This window comes from Enterobacter sp. JBIWA008 (assembly GCF_019968765.1).
Lineage (GTDB): Bacteria > Pseudomonadota > Gammaproteobacteria > Enterobacterales > Enterobacteriaceae > Enterobacter.
This window is the reverse complement of record NZ_CP074149.1, coordinates 2,294,083-2,309,539: the sequence shown is the minus strand read 5'-3', so window position 1 is coordinate 2,309,539 and position 15,457 is coordinate 2,294,083. Positions and strand designations below refer to the sequence as shown.

General features: G+C 58.3%; 18 protein-coding genes. 3 read left to right on the top strand and 15 right to left on the bottom strand.

Translation table 11 applies throughout. The annotated features are described in order from the left end of the window. Positions 1-10 precede the first annotated feature (10 nt). The 3 genes from KGP24_RS11290 (at position 11) to KGP24_RS11280 (ending at position 2,596) form a co-directional block, all read left to right on the top strand. Positions 11-448 carry a VOC family protein gene (locus KGP24_RS11290; protein WP_223563366.1) on the top strand — a complete coding sequence of 146 codons (438 nt, stop codon included), beginning with the start codon at positions 11-13 and terminating at the stop codon, positions 446-448. Between the two features lie 245 nt (positions 449-693). Further along, the gene (locus tag KGP24_RS11285; protein ID WP_223563365.1) at positions 694-1,632 is read left to right on the top strand and encodes an omptin family outer membrane protease; all 939 of its coding nucleotides are present in this window, start codon (positions 694-696) and stop codon (positions 1,630-1,632) included. Between the two features lie 436 nt (positions 1,633-2,068). After that, positions 2,069-2,596 carry a hypothetical protein gene (locus tag KGP24_RS11280; RefSeq protein ID WP_223563364.1) on the top strand — a complete coding sequence of 176 codons (528 nt, stop codon included), beginning with the start codon at positions 2,069-2,071 and terminating at the stop codon, positions 2,594-2,596. 152 nt (positions 2,597-2,748) lie between these two features. On the opposite strand, the gene KGP24_RS11275 is transcribed toward KGP24_RS11280, so the two are convergent. From KGP24_RS11275 to paaA, 15 genes are all read right to left on the bottom strand, one after another. Further along, positions 2,749-3,231 (bottom strand): glutathione peroxidase, encoded by a 483-nt coding sequence (locus KGP24_RS11275; RefSeq protein WP_223563363.1) that lies wholly within the window; start codon positions 3,229-3,231, stop codon positions 2,749-2,751. Positions 3,232-3,283: 52 nt separating this feature from the next. Next, positions 3,284-4,027, bottom strand: coding sequence for an SDR family oxidoreductase (locus tag KGP24_RS11270; protein ID WP_223563362.1), 744 nt, complete (start codon positions 4,025-4,027; stop codon positions 3,284-3,286). 101 nt (positions 4,028-4,128) lie between these two features. Then, the gene (gene paaY, locus KGP24_RS11265) at positions 4,129-4,725 is read right to left on the bottom strand and encodes a phenylacetic acid degradation protein PaaY (protein ID WP_223563361.1); all 597 of its coding nucleotides are present in this window, start codon (positions 4,723-4,725) and stop codon (positions 4,129-4,131) included. A gap of 9 nt (positions 4,726-4,734) precedes the next feature. Next, positions 4,735-5,670, bottom strand: a complete 936-nt coding sequence (paaX, locus tag KGP24_RS11260; protein WP_028016008.1) for a phenylacetic acid degradation operon negative regulatory protein PaaX — start codon at positions 5,668-5,670, stop codon at positions 4,735-4,737. 102 nt (positions 5,671-5,772) lie between these two features. Next, positions 5,773-7,089, bottom strand: a complete 1,317-nt coding sequence (paaK, locus tag KGP24_RS11255; protein ID WP_223563360.1) for a phenylacetate--CoA ligase PaaK — start codon at positions 7,087-7,089, stop codon at positions 5,773-5,775. A gap of 27 nt (positions 7,090-7,116) precedes the next feature. Beyond that, a complete protein-coding gene (gene pcaF, locus KGP24_RS11250) occupies positions 7,117-8,322 on the bottom strand; it encodes a 3-oxoadipyl-CoA thiolase (RefSeq protein ID WP_223563359.1) in 1,206 nt (401 codons plus the stop codon). Then, positions 8,322-8,744: a hydroxyphenylacetyl-CoA thioesterase PaaI gene (paaI, locus tag KGP24_RS11245; protein ID WP_223563358.1), complete on the bottom strand. Its 423-nt coding sequence runs from the start codon at positions 8,742-8,744 to the stop codon at positions 8,322-8,324. Before paaI ends, pcaF begins: the two co-directional genes overlap by 1 nt. After that, entirely contained in the window at positions 8,734-10,158 is a 1,425-nt protein-coding gene (paaH, locus tag KGP24_RS11240) for a 3-hydroxyacyl-CoA dehydrogenase PaaH (protein ID WP_223563357.1), read from the bottom strand. The genes paaI and paaH overlap by 11 nt, the downstream gene beginning before the upstream one ends. A 1-nt stretch (position 10,159) precedes the next feature. Continuing rightward, positions 10,160-10,948 (bottom strand): 2-(1,2-epoxy-1,2-dihydrophenyl)acetyl-CoA isomerase PaaG, encoded by a 789-nt coding sequence (gene paaG, locus KGP24_RS11235; RefSeq protein WP_223563487.1) that lies wholly within the window; start codon positions 10,946-10,948, stop codon positions 10,160-10,162. After that, positions 10,948-11,715: a 2,3-dehydroadipyl-CoA hydratase PaaF gene (gene paaF, locus KGP24_RS11230; protein ID WP_223563356.1), complete on the bottom strand. Its 768-nt coding sequence runs from the start codon at positions 11,713-11,715 to the stop codon at positions 10,948-10,950. Before paaF ends, paaG begins: the two co-directional genes overlap by 1 nt. Beyond that, complete coding sequence (gene paaE / locus KGP24_RS11225; protein ID WP_223563355.1) at positions 11,712-12,782, bottom strand: 1,2-phenylacetyl-CoA epoxidase subunit PaaE; 1,071 nt, start codon at positions 12,780-12,782, stop codon at positions 11,712-11,714. Before paaE ends, paaF begins: the two co-directional genes overlap by 4 nt. Before the next feature lie 7 nt (positions 12,783-12,789). Further along, positions 12,790-13,287, bottom strand: coding sequence for a 1,2-phenylacetyl-CoA epoxidase subunit PaaD (gene paaD, locus KGP24_RS11220; RefSeq protein ID WP_194399127.1), 498 nt, complete (start codon positions 13,285-13,287; stop codon positions 12,790-12,792). 11 nt (positions 13,288-13,298) lie between these two features. Next, a complete protein-coding gene (gene paaC / locus KGP24_RS11215; RefSeq protein ID WP_223563354.1) occupies positions 13,299-14,045 on the bottom strand; it encodes a 1,2-phenylacetyl-CoA epoxidase subunit PaaC in 747 nt (248 codons plus the stop codon). 8 nt (positions 14,046-14,053) lie between these two features. Beyond that, positions 14,054-14,341 carry a 1,2-phenylacetyl-CoA epoxidase subunit PaaB gene (paaB, locus tag KGP24_RS11210; protein WP_003857353.1) on the bottom strand — a complete coding sequence of 96 codons (288 nt, stop codon included), beginning with the start codon at positions 14,339-14,341 and terminating at the stop codon, positions 14,054-14,056. Between the two features lie 11 nt (positions 14,342-14,352). Then, on the bottom strand, positions 14,353-15,282 hold the full coding sequence (gene paaA, locus KGP24_RS11205) for a 1,2-phenylacetyl-CoA epoxidase subunit PaaA (RefSeq protein ID WP_245403337.1): 930 nt from the start codon (positions 15,280-15,282) through the stop codon (positions 14,353-14,355). Between the last annotated feature and the right edge of the window lie 175 nt (positions 15,283-15,457).

Genomic DNA, 15,457 nt, shown 5'->3' with positions numbered 1-15,457 from the left:
AGGAGTGGATATGTCGCAGACGTTACCAGAAATTGATGTCTTGTTCGTCGCCGGGTTCGGGGCCATTTCGCGGGATACGGAGACCAGCACCGCGTTTTATGTCCAGACACTCGGCCTTCCGCTGAAGCCGATGGAGGGGAATACCGATTACCTTCTCACTGAAGAGGGCCAGCTGGCAGGCGTGAAGCATTTCGCTGTCTGGCCGCTCGCACAGGCGGCTACGTCATGTTTTGGAGAAGAACAGTGGCCCACTGAGTACCCGATACCGCAGGGATGGGTTGAGTACGAGGTTCAGGATCTGGACTCGGCAACCCGCATTCTGAGTGAAAAAGGCTATCGCCTGCTGGTGGCCAACCGCACCGAACCGTGGGGCCAGACCGTTACTCGCCTGCTCAGTCCGGAGGGACTGCTGACCGGATTGACGATCACACCGTGGCTGCGCGGGTAAACGGAATGTGTTTGTGGCGCCGGTTACAGTGAATAACAACGTTTTATCCGCAAACGACCGTTGTTTAGCATCAAGCCAGTAGTCATGTAAATATTAGCGGTCGCCTCCTTCAGGCGGCCCAAAGTTAAATATTTCTCCTTACGTCAAATTATACAAAATTACCAAAACTGGCAGTTGATTCTTATTTGTATGACTTTTAATATTCCCCTGCAACTCATTGATTAATTTGTTTTAGGGAAATAAAAATGACAAGAAATATTGTTGCGGGAATGATGATGGCCGCGTTTTCAGGGGCAGTATATGCAGGTTCCTTACAAGCCACACCGGATTTCTCACCGGAAAGCTTCACGGTTTCAGCATCTGCCGGGATGCTGAGCGGAAAATCCCACGAGATGGTTTATGACGAAGTCACAGGAAGAAAAGTTAGCCAGCTGGACTGGAAAATAAAAAATGTCGCTATTTTGAAAGGCGATATTTCCTGGGATGCATACGCCTTCTTGACACTGAACGCTCGAGGCTGGACATCCCTGGCATCAGGCTCAGGTCATATGGATGACTATGACTGGATGAATGCCAAACAATCCTCCTGGACAGACCATTCAAGCCATCCTGCCACTAACGTTAACTACGCCAATGAATACGATCTCAACCTAAAAGGGTGGATCTTCCAGGGCGATAATTATAAAGCGGGCGTAACCGCAGGTTATCAGGAAACACGCTTCAGCTGGACGGCGACTGGGGGTACTTATAATTATGATAACGGCGCCTATCAGGGGAACTTCCCGGCAGGCGAACGCGGTATTGGTTATAGCCAGCGTTTCTCTATGCCTTACATCGGCCTTGCAGGGCAGTACCGCTTTAATGACTTTGAATTTAATGCCCTGTTCAAATTCAGTGACTGGGTGCGTGCACATGATAACGACGAACACTACATGCGCGATCTGACTTTCCGCGAGAAGACAACAGACTCCCGCTATTATGGTGCGTCTGTTGATGCCGGGTATTACGTCACTCCGCGCGCCAAAGTTTTTGCTGAATTTACCTATAGCAGTTATGAAGAAGGTAAAGGCGGTACGCAGATTATTGATACCAATACTGGTGACTCCGGCTCTATTGGTGGGGATGCGGCAGGTATTTCTAACCATAACTATACGATTACAGCGGGTCTGCAATACCGCTTCTGATTCAGGCGAAACGCAGTCCATAGTTAAAGCAGACCAGGCCCCTGATGGGGCCTTTTTCGTTGCGTTGAGCGAATGCCTTGCCAGGGACACTCCCAAGACGCCTGACATCCAACTCCAGGTGTTGCGACAAATTCTTGAAGTACAATAATTGTCTCTTTATCGCACTACTGTCATCTTCATTTCCTTTAGCTGACGCGTTACAAAAAATAACAGTTTTAACTCAAAATAATAGATTGTAATATGGTTCCAAAATGCTAACAAACAAAGGAGTGACATGTTTTCTCAAATACCACGTGTCAAAACATGGATAGGAATTTCTTAGCGAAACCTTTAGATCAAAAAACAATCAATTACGGGCATGGCGTTAGTTATTGGTGAGTCTGGTTCACGCACAACGTCACCCCAAAAAAATGAATTTAAGTTATCAAGGAAAAAAATGAAAATCATCATATCAAGTGTAATCATTGGCGCGTCAGTGTTGTTATCATCTGCGATGTTATCAGGAAATCTGGAGTTTAAGAAACAGAACATTTTAAGTAATGATAACGGTCATGTATCATTAGGAAAAGTTTATAGTGAAAATGCATTTATTGATGTTGAATTAAAAACAGACAGTGATAACTCAACCATCTTCAAACTTACCGATTTATCTGTCGGTTCTTATCAAGACGGCATTAAGAGAGAAATCCAGTCAATTATTGATGATTATAACAAAGATAAATCGGATGAGAAAAAAACAACTATTGATAGACTTTCCTTAAAAGTCCCTGCAACACTGACACTGAAAATCCACAATGTATATCGCGCTGAAAATATTCCGATGTACAATCTCACAATAGATACCCAGTCCATAAAATTTGGCAAAGAGACTTCACTATTAAAATCCGTATTAGAAGCATCAGACAAAATAGTGAAGGATAATAACCAACGAATCCAGGAAACATTTTTCTTGTCGAAAAAATAGCGTTATAATTTATAAGCTCGTAACGTCCGCTCCCGGCACAACGCGGAAAAAACAGCGTTTAGTCCGTCAGGCACACAGAGCGGACGTTATCTTCTCTCCGGTGTGAGTATTTCGACCGGCTCTAAAGGAGAAAGGTCCGGCTATCAGAAACCTTACATTTCCAGTGCCGCATGAATTGCAGGATCTATTTTTTCTGGCGTCGTCATCGGTGCAAAACGCTTGAGTGGTTTACCGTCGCGTCCGATCAGAAACTTAGTAAAGTTCCACTTGATCCGCCCACCCAGCACGCCGGGTAATTCGTTTTTCAGATAACCAAAAAGCGGGTGCGCTGCGCTACCGTTGACCTCGACCTTCTCGAACATCGGGAAACTTACGCCGTAGTTGATGTAACAGGTTTTCGAGATTTCGTCGGCGCCGCCGGGTTCCTGTTTACCGAACTGGTTGCAGGGGAAGCCAAGCACCACTAACCCTCGATCGGCGTATTTCTTGTATAGCGCTTCAAGCCCAGCGTACTGAGGCGTGAAGCCGCACTGGCTGGCGGTATTAACGACCAAAACCACTCTTCCCGTATAGTCTGCCATTGAGATCGGTTGGCCATCAAGGCTGGTAGCCGTAAATTGGTAAAAGCGCGTCATCTGTGTGGTACCTGTTCTGCTAAATCAAGAGGTGGATACAAAAATACGAGCTTCAGGACTGACATTCCAGATCTTCGCGAGTGGGCCCCTGAAAATAGACGGTACCAATATGGCAGCTACGTGGCTGAGTCAGCACAAAACGCATCGTTTCCCAGACCGATCGTCCATTCATTAAGCGCTCCCCCATTCGCGATCGATCGTCTACAAGCGCATCTAACCCGGTAAGTTCAAAATCGGGTGGATACAAGCCGGTCACCCTTATATTTTCCAGTGATAATTCTTTTGACAGTTTGGTGATAAAGCCGCTCATTCCATGTTTGCTGGCAAAAAAAGCGGGATGGGCAATGGAATCTGTGAAGTTCGGAATACCGCATGCAGATATAATCGCAATGATGTCTGCGCCGTCTGAGCGTCGTAATCCTGAAAGCAGCGCCTTAGTGAGCAGGATTGAACCTGTCAGGCCTGAACTGACGGTATTGACGATTTCAGTGCTCGATTGTTGGTCTATTGTCCCTGACAACCACTGAGCGGCATTCAGTATTAAAATATCGATTGGCCTGCCTGAACTTAGAACCTGCGAAGAGAATTGAGAAACGGATTCCGGCAGGGCTAAATCGCAGAGATACCCTCTTGCTCCCCCCCCTTCAGCCGCGATGAGGGCGCAGGTTTTATCTCTATCCTCCACCCGACGGGCGCTAAAATCCACTTCAACGCCCTCTCGTGCCAGCCAGACGCACAGCGCCTGACCAAATCCTCCGCCACCGCCCGTGATAACAGCGCGTTTACCTCTCAGCATAACTCTGCGTCCTTTGTCGTGATGAGTCTGTATCGGAGGATTAATAGCATGATGAGGCGGGTAACATCTTCCCGTTAGTGCTGTGGTGCGAACCTCCCGTCCTACACCGCCGACTTCGGCCTTAAATTCTCGTCAAACGCCAGCCGTTTCCGGTCAGGCTCAGCCTCGCGCAGCGGCTCCACCTGGTGCATCGTCAGCTTGCAGCGTTCCACCAAAACCTGATACTCCCGCGTGCCCTGCTGCTTCCATGCCAGCTCCTGCTCGCTGAGTTCGCGAATCGCTTTGGCCGGGCTGCCGATAATCAAATGGTTGGCGGGCATCTCCGCTTTCGCCTTCACGAACGCCGCCGCGCCGACGATGCTGTTTTCACCGATGACCGCGCCGTCCATCACCACCGCGTTCATGCCCACCAGCGCATTGCGGCGGATCACGCAGCCGTGGAGAATGGCGCTGTGGCCGATATGCCCGTCCTCTTCCACCACCGTGTCCTGCTCCGGGAAGCCGTGCATCACGCAGTTATCCTGAATGTTCGCACCGTCTTTCACCACGATGCGGCCAAAATCGCCGCGCAGGCTGGCGTTAGGACCAACATAAACGCCTTTGCCCAGAATCACGTCGCCAATGAGCACCGCCGTTGGGTGAACATAGCTGTCGTCAGGCACGACCGGCGTCAGGCCATCAATTTGATAAACGGGCATCTTCACTCCTTATGCGCTTGTAAGACCACCAAAGCGTTGATAGTAGAGCGTGCCGGGCACGGGCAGTTCGCCCACGGAGGTTTCGCCCTTCTCGCTGACAAACGCCAGCGCCCCCGGCGCGACACGCTGATAGATATTAATGCAGAGCTGTCTGGCGCTTTGCCCCGCCCAGTGCGCGGGCAGCAACTCTTCCGGCAGCAGCGGGTCTTTCAGCACCACGCGACGATAAAAATGAATCAGCAGCAGCTGGATCTGGAAACAGCGTTCCGGCGTCAGCTCCTCCGGCGCGGCCTCTTTCAGCAGCGGCAGCAGCGGCCGGAACGAGCTGATAAAGGACTCGTACATCGCGTTTTGCTCGGTTAACTGCCAGCACTCCTCCACCCGCGAACGCAGCGCGGCGCGGGAGAGCGCCAGCGGCGAATGGGCTTCAAAGAAAATCACGTTTTCCGCCACGCCGGCATCGTGAAGCAGAGACTGCACGTCCGCCAGATGCTGCGACGGCGAGGCCATCAGGCTCGGCGCCAGCGTGCCAAACCCCTGCCAGATCAGCTGTTTTTTGACGTCGGCAAGGGTGGTTTTATCCAGACCTTCTGAGAGCAGCAACAGCCACTTGCCGTCCCAGGCGGGCAGTTCCGCACGGTAGATCTTATTCTCCGCCCGACGCGTCAGCCGCAGCCCTTTATCGCTCAGGCGGTAAAAGCTGCGACGCCCGATGCGGGAAACGTCCAGCCAGCCCTCTTTGTTGAGGCGAAACAGCGCGGTGCGCACGAAGCGCTCGCCAAACCCCATGCCTTCCAGTAAGGCGGCCAGGCTGCCGAGCCAAATCTCACCGCCGCGATGGGAAAGCGCGTCACCGTATAGCGAGGAGATAAGCGAGGTTCCGCTGACGGGAACGGAGCTGACCGCGTGCTGGATAAAGGCGTCGAGTTTATTCATGTGATTCATTCTGTTGTTATTTTTTTCCTGGATGAATCATAGCATAGGATTCTGGGATAGCCCCTTCCCCTAACCCTCTCCCTTTGGGAGAGGGTCGGAGTGAGGGAAAGCTCAACCGTTGGCTGCGGCTTTACGCAGGTCAAACACCCGGCATGCTTTCCCCTCCGAGCGCGGGATGCTGCCGCAGTTAACGATCGTCACGTCGGTGGAAATCCCCACCATCGACTTAATGCGGTGGCGCAGCTGGTGACAGACCTGGCAACGCTGCTCGTGCGTCAGCGTGAGGCTACTCTCCTTCAGCTCCACCTTCACGGAAAGTGAATCAAGATGCCCGCGACGGTTCACCTCCAGCTGGTAGTGCGGAGAAAGGTGTTCGAACTTCACGATCTCCTCTTCCAGCTGCGACGGGAAGACGTTGACGCCGCGGATGATCAGCATATCGTCGCTGCGGCCGCTAATCCGGTCCATACGGCGCATGCTGCGCGCGGTTGCCGGAAGCAGGCGCGTCAGGTCGCGGGTGCGGTAGCGGATCACCGGCAGCGCCTCTTTGGTCAGCGTGGTGAACAGCAGTTCGCCCTGCTGGCCGTCATCCAGCGGCGTGCCGTCGTTCGGGTTGACGATCTCCGGGTAGAAGTGGTCTTCCCAGATGGTTGGGCCGTCGACGGTTTCGATACACTCCATCGCCACGCCCGGCCCCATCACCTCGGAGAGGCCATAAATATCCAGCGCCGTAATGCCTAAGCGTTTTTCAATTTCGCGACGCATGGCCTGCGTCCACGGCTCGGCACCGAAGACGCCCACGCGCAGGGAACAGCCGCTGGCATCGCCGCCCATCTGGCGCTCCAGCTCCTCAATCAGGTTGAGGCAGTAGGACGGCGTCACCATGATCATGTCCGGCTGGAAATCACGGATCAGCTGCGCCTGTTTCTCCGTCTGGCCGCCGGACATCGGGATCACCGTCGCGCCTAAACGCTCGGCGCCGTAGTGCGCGCCCAGCCCGCCGGTAAACAGGCCATAGCCATACGCCACGTGAATTTTGTCCTTCGCGCTGCCGCCCGCCGCGCGCAGGGAGCGGGCCACCAGATTGGCCCAGTTGTCGATGTCGCCCTGCGTATAGCCGACAACGGTCGGTTTGCCGGTGGTGCCGGATGACGCGTGAATACGCACCACCTGCTCCATCGGCACGGCAAAGGTATCGAACGGATAGTTATCCCGCAGGTCCTGCTTGGTGGTGCACGGGAATTTGCGGATATCCGCCAGCTCTTTGAAATCGTCAGGGTGAACGCCCGCGGCGTCAAACTTGCGTTTGTACATCGGCACGTTGTTCCAGGCGTGATGGAGCGTCCATTTCAGACGCTCGGTCTGCAGCGCCTGTAACTCGTCAAGGGACGCGGTTTCGATCGGGTCAAGCTTTGTTGTATTTGTCATTGTAGGGTACTCACATTGTTTTTATGCTCAAACACGCTCAAGGATCATGGCAATGCCCTGACCCACACCGATGCACATCGTACACAGCGCGTAGCGCCCGCCGCGTCGGTGCAGTTCATTACTCGCGGCCAGCGCCAGCCTGGCGCCGCTCATACCCAGCGGGTGGCCCAGCGCAATCGCGCCGCCGTTTGGGTTGACGTGCGCGGCATCATCCGGCAGCCCCAGCTGACGCAGCACGCCCAGCGCCTGCGAGGCGAAAGCTTCGTTAAGCTCAATCACGTCCATATCGCTAATGCTGAGTCCGGCGCGCTCCAGCACCTTACGGGTGGCGGGTACCGGGCCGAGCCCCATCAGACGTGGCTCCACGCCTGCCGTCGCCATCGCCACGATCCGCGTGCGCGGGACTAACCCCTGCGCCAGCGCCATCTTCTCGCTGGCGACGATCAGCGCCGCAGCGCCGTCGTTGACGCCGGAGGCATTTCCCGCCGTGACCACCCCGTTTTTACGGAACGGCGTTTTCAGACCGGCGAGCTGCTCGAGCGTGGTGTCCGTGCGCGGGTGTTCATCCACGCAGAACTCAGTGACCGTCCCTTTTTTGCCCGGCACCGGTACCGGCACAATCTCCTGCGCCAGAATGCCGTTCCGCTGCGCCTGCGCGGTACGCTGCTGGCTGCGCAGCGCGAACGCGTCCTGATCGGCACGGCTGATATTTAACAATTCAGCTACATTCTCTGCCGTTTCCGGCATACTGTCAGTTCCGAATTGCTGATGCATGAGCGGATTCACAAATCGCCAGCCGATGGTGGTATCAAAGACTTCCGCCTGACGCTGAAACGCGGCGGTGGCTTTGCCCATCACAAACGGCGCGCGCGACATCGACTCCACGCCGCCCGCGATCAGCAGCTCGCCGTCGCCCGCCTTAATGGCCCGGGCAGCAAACCCAATCGCGTCCAGCCCCGACCCGCACAGGCGGTTAATGGTGGTTCCGGACACCGTCTGCGGCAGCCCGGCCAGCAGGGACGACATGCGCGCCACGTTGCGGTTATCTTCCCCCGCCTGGTTGGCGCAGCCGAAGATAACATCATCGATCCGCTCGAGGTCGAGCTGGGGATAGCGGGCCAGCAGCGCGCGCAGCGGCACGGCACCGAGATCGTCGGTTCTTACCGTAGAAAGCGCGCCGCCGTAGCGACCCACCGGGGTTCGAACGCCATCACAAATAAATGCGTCACGCATCAGGCCTCTCCCGTCACGCTGCCGCCGATGCGGTGAGATTTTCCGCGAAAAAGGGCGACGGTTTTCTGTTGTTGGTTCTGGATTTCAATGTCGTACACGCCGGTCAGCTTGCCCTGATGCATCACCCGCGCGGTGGCGGTGAGCGTGTCCCCGGCAAAGCCCGGACGCAGAAAATCAATCGAGCAGCCTGAGGCTACCGCCGCCAGCCCCTGGCTGTTGCAGGCGTAGGCAAAGGCGGTGTCTGCCAGCGAAAAAAGCTGCCCGCCGTGGCAGGTTTTGTGGCCGTTCAGCATCTGCGGGGTGATGGTCATGGTCACGACCGCATAGCCCTCGTCCATGTCGACAATGTCCATCCCCATCGCCTGAGCGCAGGCGTCCCGTTCGTACATCGCGCGGGCGTTATGCCAGGCGTTATGACTCATAGCTACTCTCCAGAAGCGCGCGCTGGCGCAGCAGTGAACAGGGGCGATAGCGCTCTTCGCCGTAATGACGCTGCAGGTTCTCCAGCAGCGTCAGCAGCCGCTGCCAGCCCAGACGCTCGCCCCAGGCGATCGGCCCGCTCGGGTAGTTCACGCCCAGGCGCATGGCGGTATCGATGTCCTTTTCGCTGGCGACCCCTTTCTGCAGGGCATCCAGCGCTTCGTTGGCAATCATCGCCAGCGTGCGCCAGACCAGCAGGCCGGGATAATCGGCAATTTGCACCACCCGATAACCCTGCTGCTGCAGGTAGCGGATAACTTTTTGCGTCGCGGTGTGCGGGTTGCTGGCGGCCGCTGCAATCACCGCCACCTCGCGCTCAATGCGGTCCACCACCACCACCGGGCCGTTGAGCCGCAGCGCCAGCGCCTGAGCGGTTTCGCCCTGCGTTTCAATCAGGTACGCATCATCAACTTCAGTGACACCGTCACCTATTTTTTCCACGCGCATCGGGCTGTAGCTGTCGTTCACGGCTGGCACCCAGCGCACCTCGGGTTTGTCACCCTCCCAGTCGTAGACGCCCTTCCCGCTCTTTTTGCCCAGCCTTCCTGCCAGCACCAGCTCCTGCTGCACCAGCGAAGGCAGAAAACGACGCTCCTGCCAGAAGGCGTTAAATACCGAGCAGGTCACCGCGAAATTCACGTCCTGACCAATCATGTCGGTCAGCTCCAGCGGCCCCATCGGGAAACCGCCGCCGTCGCGCAGGGCGGCATCAATGACCTCCGGCGGCGCGACCTGCTCTTCCAGCGCGCGCCAGGCTTCGGAATAAAACGGACGCGCGACGCGGTTGACGATGAACCCCGGCGTTGACTGACAGCGAACGGGCTGTTTGCCCCAGTTCAGCGCCAGCTCGCACAGCGCGTCGGCCACTTCCGGGGAGGTCGCCAGCCCGCTGACCACCTCCACCAGCTTCATCACCGGCGCCGGGTTGAAGAAATGCAGCCCTGCGACGCGCTCCGGGTGGTGGACGTCCGCCGCAATCGCCGTGACGGAGATGGAAGAGGTATTGCTGGTCAGCACCGTTTGCGGCGGGCAGATCTCAGCCAGCTGTGCAAACAGCGCCTTTTTCACCTCCAGACGCTCGGAGGCTGCTTCTATAACCAGATCGGCCGCGGAAAGCGCCTCGATATCCGTGACCGGAAGCAGCCGGGCGAGGATCTGGCTCCCGGCATCGGCGGAGAGTTTTCCGCGCGTCACCCGGGAGGCCAGACGCTGGCGGATCCCGTCGATGGCGCGGGAAATGGCGTCGGCAGAAATGTCGTAGATCAGCACCTGATGCCCATGGCTGGCAGCCACTTCGGCAATCCCTGCGCCCATCGTGCCGCTGCCAATCACGGCGACAGTACGTATGTTCAGCATCTTATTTCCCCGTAAAGTTCGGCGCGCGCTTCGCCAGGAAGGCGCTGACGCCCTCGCGGTAATCGTTGCTGCGCCCGGCCAGGCGCTGATAGTCGCGCTCCAGATCGAGCTGGGCGTCCAGGGTGTTGGTTTCCGCGGCGTTGATGGCCTGCTTGATCAGCCCCAGCCCGAAGGTCGGTTGAGACGCAAAGTGCAGCGCCATCTGCTGCGCCGTGGTGGAGAGCTGTTCGTCATCCACCACCTGCCAGATCATCCCCCACGCCTGCGCCTGTTCGGCGCTGAGCTTGTCGCCGAGCAGCGCCAGCCCCATGGCGCGGGCGCGTCCGGCCACGCGCGGCAGCAGCCAGGTGCCGCCGCAGTCCGGCACCAGGCCGAGCTTGCTGAACGCCATCACAAAGCTGGCGGAACGGGCGGCGATCACCATGTCGCACCCCAGCGCCAGCGTGGCCCCCGCGCCGGCCGCCACGCCGTTAACGGCACAAATGACCGGTTTCGGCAGCTTTGCCAGGCGGCGCACCAGCGGGTTATAGAAGGTTTCAACGGACATCCCCAGATCCGGCGCCGGGCCGTTGGGGTCGACGTTGCGGTCGTTCAGATCCTGACCGGCGCAAAAGCCGCGTCCTGCCCCGGCGATCAGCAGGCAGCGAACGGCGTCATCCCGCTCGGCCTGCTTCAGGCACTCGGCAAGCTGCTCGTGCATCACGTCGTTAAAGCTGTTCAGACGCTCCGGACGGTTCAGCGTAATGGTCATTACGCCCTGCTCAACATGACTGAGAATAAATTCCACAATTAGCGTCCTTTAAAGTCGGGGGTGCGTTTTTGTAAGAAGGCGTCGATGCCTTCCCGGCGGTCTTCGGTGGCAGAAAGCAGCGTAAACAGCTGGCGCTCCTGGGCGAGACCGGCCTGGAGCGGTACCTCCTGAGACTGGCGCAGCGCCTGTTTCGCCGCCTGCAGCGCCAGCGGAGAGTGGCGCGCCATCAGCGCCGCCTGCTTCAGGGCATACTCCAGCGTCAGCGCTGCCGGGAAAACGTCGCTGACCAGCCCGGCGCTCAGCGCCTGCTCTGCGGTAATGCTCTCGCCGGTCAGCACCATTTTGCCGGCGAGCGATTTACCAACGCTGCGGATCAGACGCTGGGTGCCGCCCGCGCCGGGCATAATGCCCAGCGTAATTTCCGGCAGGCCGAAACGGGCGTTGTCTCCGGCGATAACCACGTCGCACAGCAGCGCCAGCTCGCAGCCCGCGCCCAGCGCAAAGCCGTTCACGGCGGCAATCAGCGGTTTAGGAAAAGCGTTGATTCGCGCCCACAGCTGTGGGCGGATATCGTTCAGCGTGGCGGGCAGGTCTTTCTCCGCCATTTCGTTGAGATCGGCCCCGGCGGCAAAGCAGCGCTCGCTGCCGTAAATCACGCAGACGGCGATGTCGGCATCCACGGCGGCGGCCTCAAGCTGCGCAGCAATCTGGGTCAACAGCGCGTTGTTAAGGGCGTTGCGCGCCGCCGGACGGTTTAGCGTCAGCTGCAGCACGCGGCCATGACGGGTAACAATCAGTTCGCTCATGCCATCCCCTTCGCGTCGAAGTCGACGATCACGTCGGCGGTTAGCGGCAGCGACTGGCAGCTCAGCACATACCCGGCGGCCAGCTCGTCCGGCTCCAGGCTGTAGTTGGTCGCCATATCCACCTTCCCGCGCAGCACTTTGCATTTACAGGTGGCGCACACGCCGCCCTTGCAGGCATACGGCAGATCCGCCCCCTGACGCAGGGCGGCATCAAGAATGCTTTCGTCGTCCGCCGTCAGGGTGATTTCACGGTCGCGCCCGTCCTGGCGAACGGTCACTTTTTGTCCTTCCGACTGCACGTGCGCCGCGCGCCTGACGGTGATTCCGGAGGTGTTAAAGCGCTCAAGGTGAATGGATTTGTCCGGCATCCCCAGCGCCTTCAGCGTGGCTTCGGCGTCGTCCATCATCGCCGACGGGCCGCAGATAAACGCCTCGTCGTACTGGCGGAAGTTAATCAGGGTTTTCGCCAGCGCCTGCAGCTTTTCCCCGTCGATGCGGCCAAAGAGCAGATCGCTGTCCAGCCGCTCCTGGCTGAAGATGGAGACCAGCTGCAGCCGCTGCGGGTATTTGTCCTTCAGGTCCGCCAGCGCCTGGCGGAACATCATGCTCTGGCTGCTGCGGTTGCCGTAGATCAGGGTGAACTGGCTGTTGGGTTCGGTCGCAAGCGTTGCGGAGATAATCGCCAGCATCGGGGTGATTCCGGAGCCTGCCGCAATCGCCAGATAGTGGCCTTCGCGGTCAGCCCGCGGCTGGTAGCCAAACTGCCCCTGAGGAACCATCACCTCCAGCGCCATGCCCGCTTTGATCTCATCCCGGGCATAGCGGGAAAAGCGCCCGCCTTCAATCGCTTTGACCGCCACGCTGATTTCGCCCGGGGCGGTACTCCGGCAGATGGAATAGCAGCGGCGCAGCTCGTCCCCGCCAAGCTTCGTTTTTAACGTCAGGTGCTGGCCGGGACGAAAGCGGTAGGCCTCCTGCAGCGCCTGCGGCACCGCAAAGGTGATGGTCACCGCGTCGCGGGTTTCGGGTTCCACTTTTGCCACTGTTAATGAATGAAACGTTGTCATGGCAGCCTCAAATGCATTTGAAATAGTCGAAGGGCTCACGGCAGGAATTGCAGCGGTAGAGCGCTTTGCAGGCCGTCGAACCAAATTCACTGATAAGCGAGGTGTCGGTGCTGGCGCAGCGCGGGCAGCTCACTTCGGCTGGCGCGTGCGCGTGGCAGCTATGCCCCACGGGTGGGCTGATGCCGTACGCCCGCAGGCGCTCGCGCGCGTCGGCGGTCATCCAGTCGGTGGTCCAGGCGGGTTCAAGCTGGAGCACAACGTGCACCGGGGTATAGCCGTGCGCGGTCATTGCGTCGCGGATCGCCCCCAGCAGGTGTTCCGTTGCCGGGCAGCCCGAATAGGTTGGCGTGAAGCCAATGACCCAGCCTTCCCCCTGCGCCTTCACGCTGCGCACCATGCCTAAATCGGTGATGGTTAACACCGGCACTTCCGGGTCCGGGATCTGGCTTAACAGCGACCAGATCTGCGGAATTTGCGCGGGCGCGATGTCGACGAGGCGTTGCATAGCGTTCTCCTTTACCACTGCTGACCGGGATACGCGCGCTGGAGATACTGCATTTCCGCCAGCATCGGGCCCAGATGTTCGGTATGTAGCCCCTTCTTACCCCCGGTGCGATACGCAACCTCTGCGGGCACCTGCAGGCAGGCTTCATGCAGACCGGCATAAACTTCGCTTTCCCATGGCTGGCGCAGGACGCGCGGGTCAACCGCCACGCCGGCGTCAATCAGCGCCAGCTCGACCTCATCGGCTTCAAACAGCTCCGCCGTAAAACGCCACAGATTGTCGATAGCCTGCTGCATTTTTTGCGCGGACGTTTCGGTTCCGTCGCCCAGACGCACCAGCCAGCCGCGGCTGAAGCGCAGGTGGTAGCGCGCCTCTTTGATTGCTTTGGCGGCAATGGCGGCAAGCTGGCCGTCGCTGCTTTGGGTCAGGCGTTCATACAGCGCCACGTTCCAGGCGTCCATCAGGTACTGGCGGGCAATGGTGTCGGCGAAGCTGCCGTTCGGCTGCTCTACCAGCAGGACGTTGCGGAACTGGCGCTCGTCGCGGCCAAACGCCAGGGTATCTTCATCGCCCTGGCCTTCCCGCTCCGCGGCATAGGTCAGGAAGTTGCGCGCCTGGCCCAGCAGGTCGAGACCGATATTGGCGAGCGCGAGGTCGATCTCCAGCTCCGGCGCGTGGCCGCACCAGGCACCGAGGCGCTGGGAGAGCACCAGACCGTTGTCGCCCAGACGCAGGGCATAGGCAGTCACTGAATTCATTCTTTGCCTCACATATGCTCGATGCCGTCAGGGATGGTGTAGAACGTCGGATGGCGGTAAACCTTGCTTTCCGCCGGGTCGAAGAACTCGCCGCTCTCTTCCGGCTGGGAGGCGACAATCTCGCTCGCCTTAACCACCCAGATAGAACACCCTTCGCTGCGGCGGGTGTAGGCATCACGCGCGTTTTCCAGCGCCATGCGATCGTCGGCGGCATGCAGACTGCCCACGTGACGGTGGGATAACCCTTGTTTGCTGCGTACGAACACTTCGTACAGCGGCCAGTAGACGTTGCTCATCGTGATTCCTCTCAAGCCACTTTACGGGCGTGTTGTTTTTCCGCATGCGCCAGTGCGGCTTCGCGCACCCACGCCCCCTCTTCCCAGGCTTTACGTTTGGCGGCCAGGCGCTCGTGGTTGCAGATGCCGCGCCCGTTAATGACCTCGTCAAACTCCCGCCAGTCGATCTTGCCGAAGCGGTAATGACCGCTCTCTTCATCCAAACGCAGGTCGGGATCCGGTACCGTCATGCCCAGCATTTCCACCTGCGGCACCGTGTTGTCGACAAAGCGCTGGCGCAGCTCGTCGTTGCCGAAGCGTTTGATTTTCCACGCCAGGCTCCGGGCGCTGTTCGGCGAGTTATCGTCGTTCGGCCCGAACATCATCAGCGCCGGCCACCAGAAGCGGTTGATGGCGTCCTGCAGCATCTGGCGCTGGGCCTCGCTGCCCTGCGCCAGCGCCATGCAGGCCTCAAAGCCCTGGCGCTGGTGGAAGCTCTCTTCTTTACAGATTTTCACCATCGCGCGGGCATACGGACCGTAGGAGGTCCGGCACAGCGCCACCTGGTTGACGATGGCCGCGCCGTCCACCAGCCAGCCAATCACGCCGATATCGGCCCAGCACAGGGTCGGATAGTTGAAGATGGAGGAGTACTTCATCCTGCCGTCGAGCATCTTCTGGTAGATGTCTTCCCGGGCGCAGCCCAGCGTTTCCGCCGCGCTGTAGAGGTAGAGCCCGTGCCCGGCTTCGTCCTGCACTTTCGCCAGCAGGATTGCTTTTCGGCGCAGCGTCGGCGCGCGGGCGATCCAGTTCCCCTCCGGCAGCATGCCGACAATTTCGGAGTGCGCATGCTGACCAATCTGGCGGATCAACGTCTTACGGTAGGCGTCAGGCATCCAGTCCTGAGGCTCAATCGCCGTCTCCTGCGCTATGCGCTGCTCAAACCGTTGTTCTTGCGTCACGTCATCACCTTTATGATTCGTTAGTTTGCAACTTAAAGCGTAATGTTGAATCACTTTGTTTTTTAAAAGTTACACAAAGGTTAAATATAACCCCAAGAATTGTTTACTGGTTTTGTGATGCTGCTCGCAAGGCTTTTGCATCAAGCCTTGCAACAAGCGCCTTTACGCGATGAGA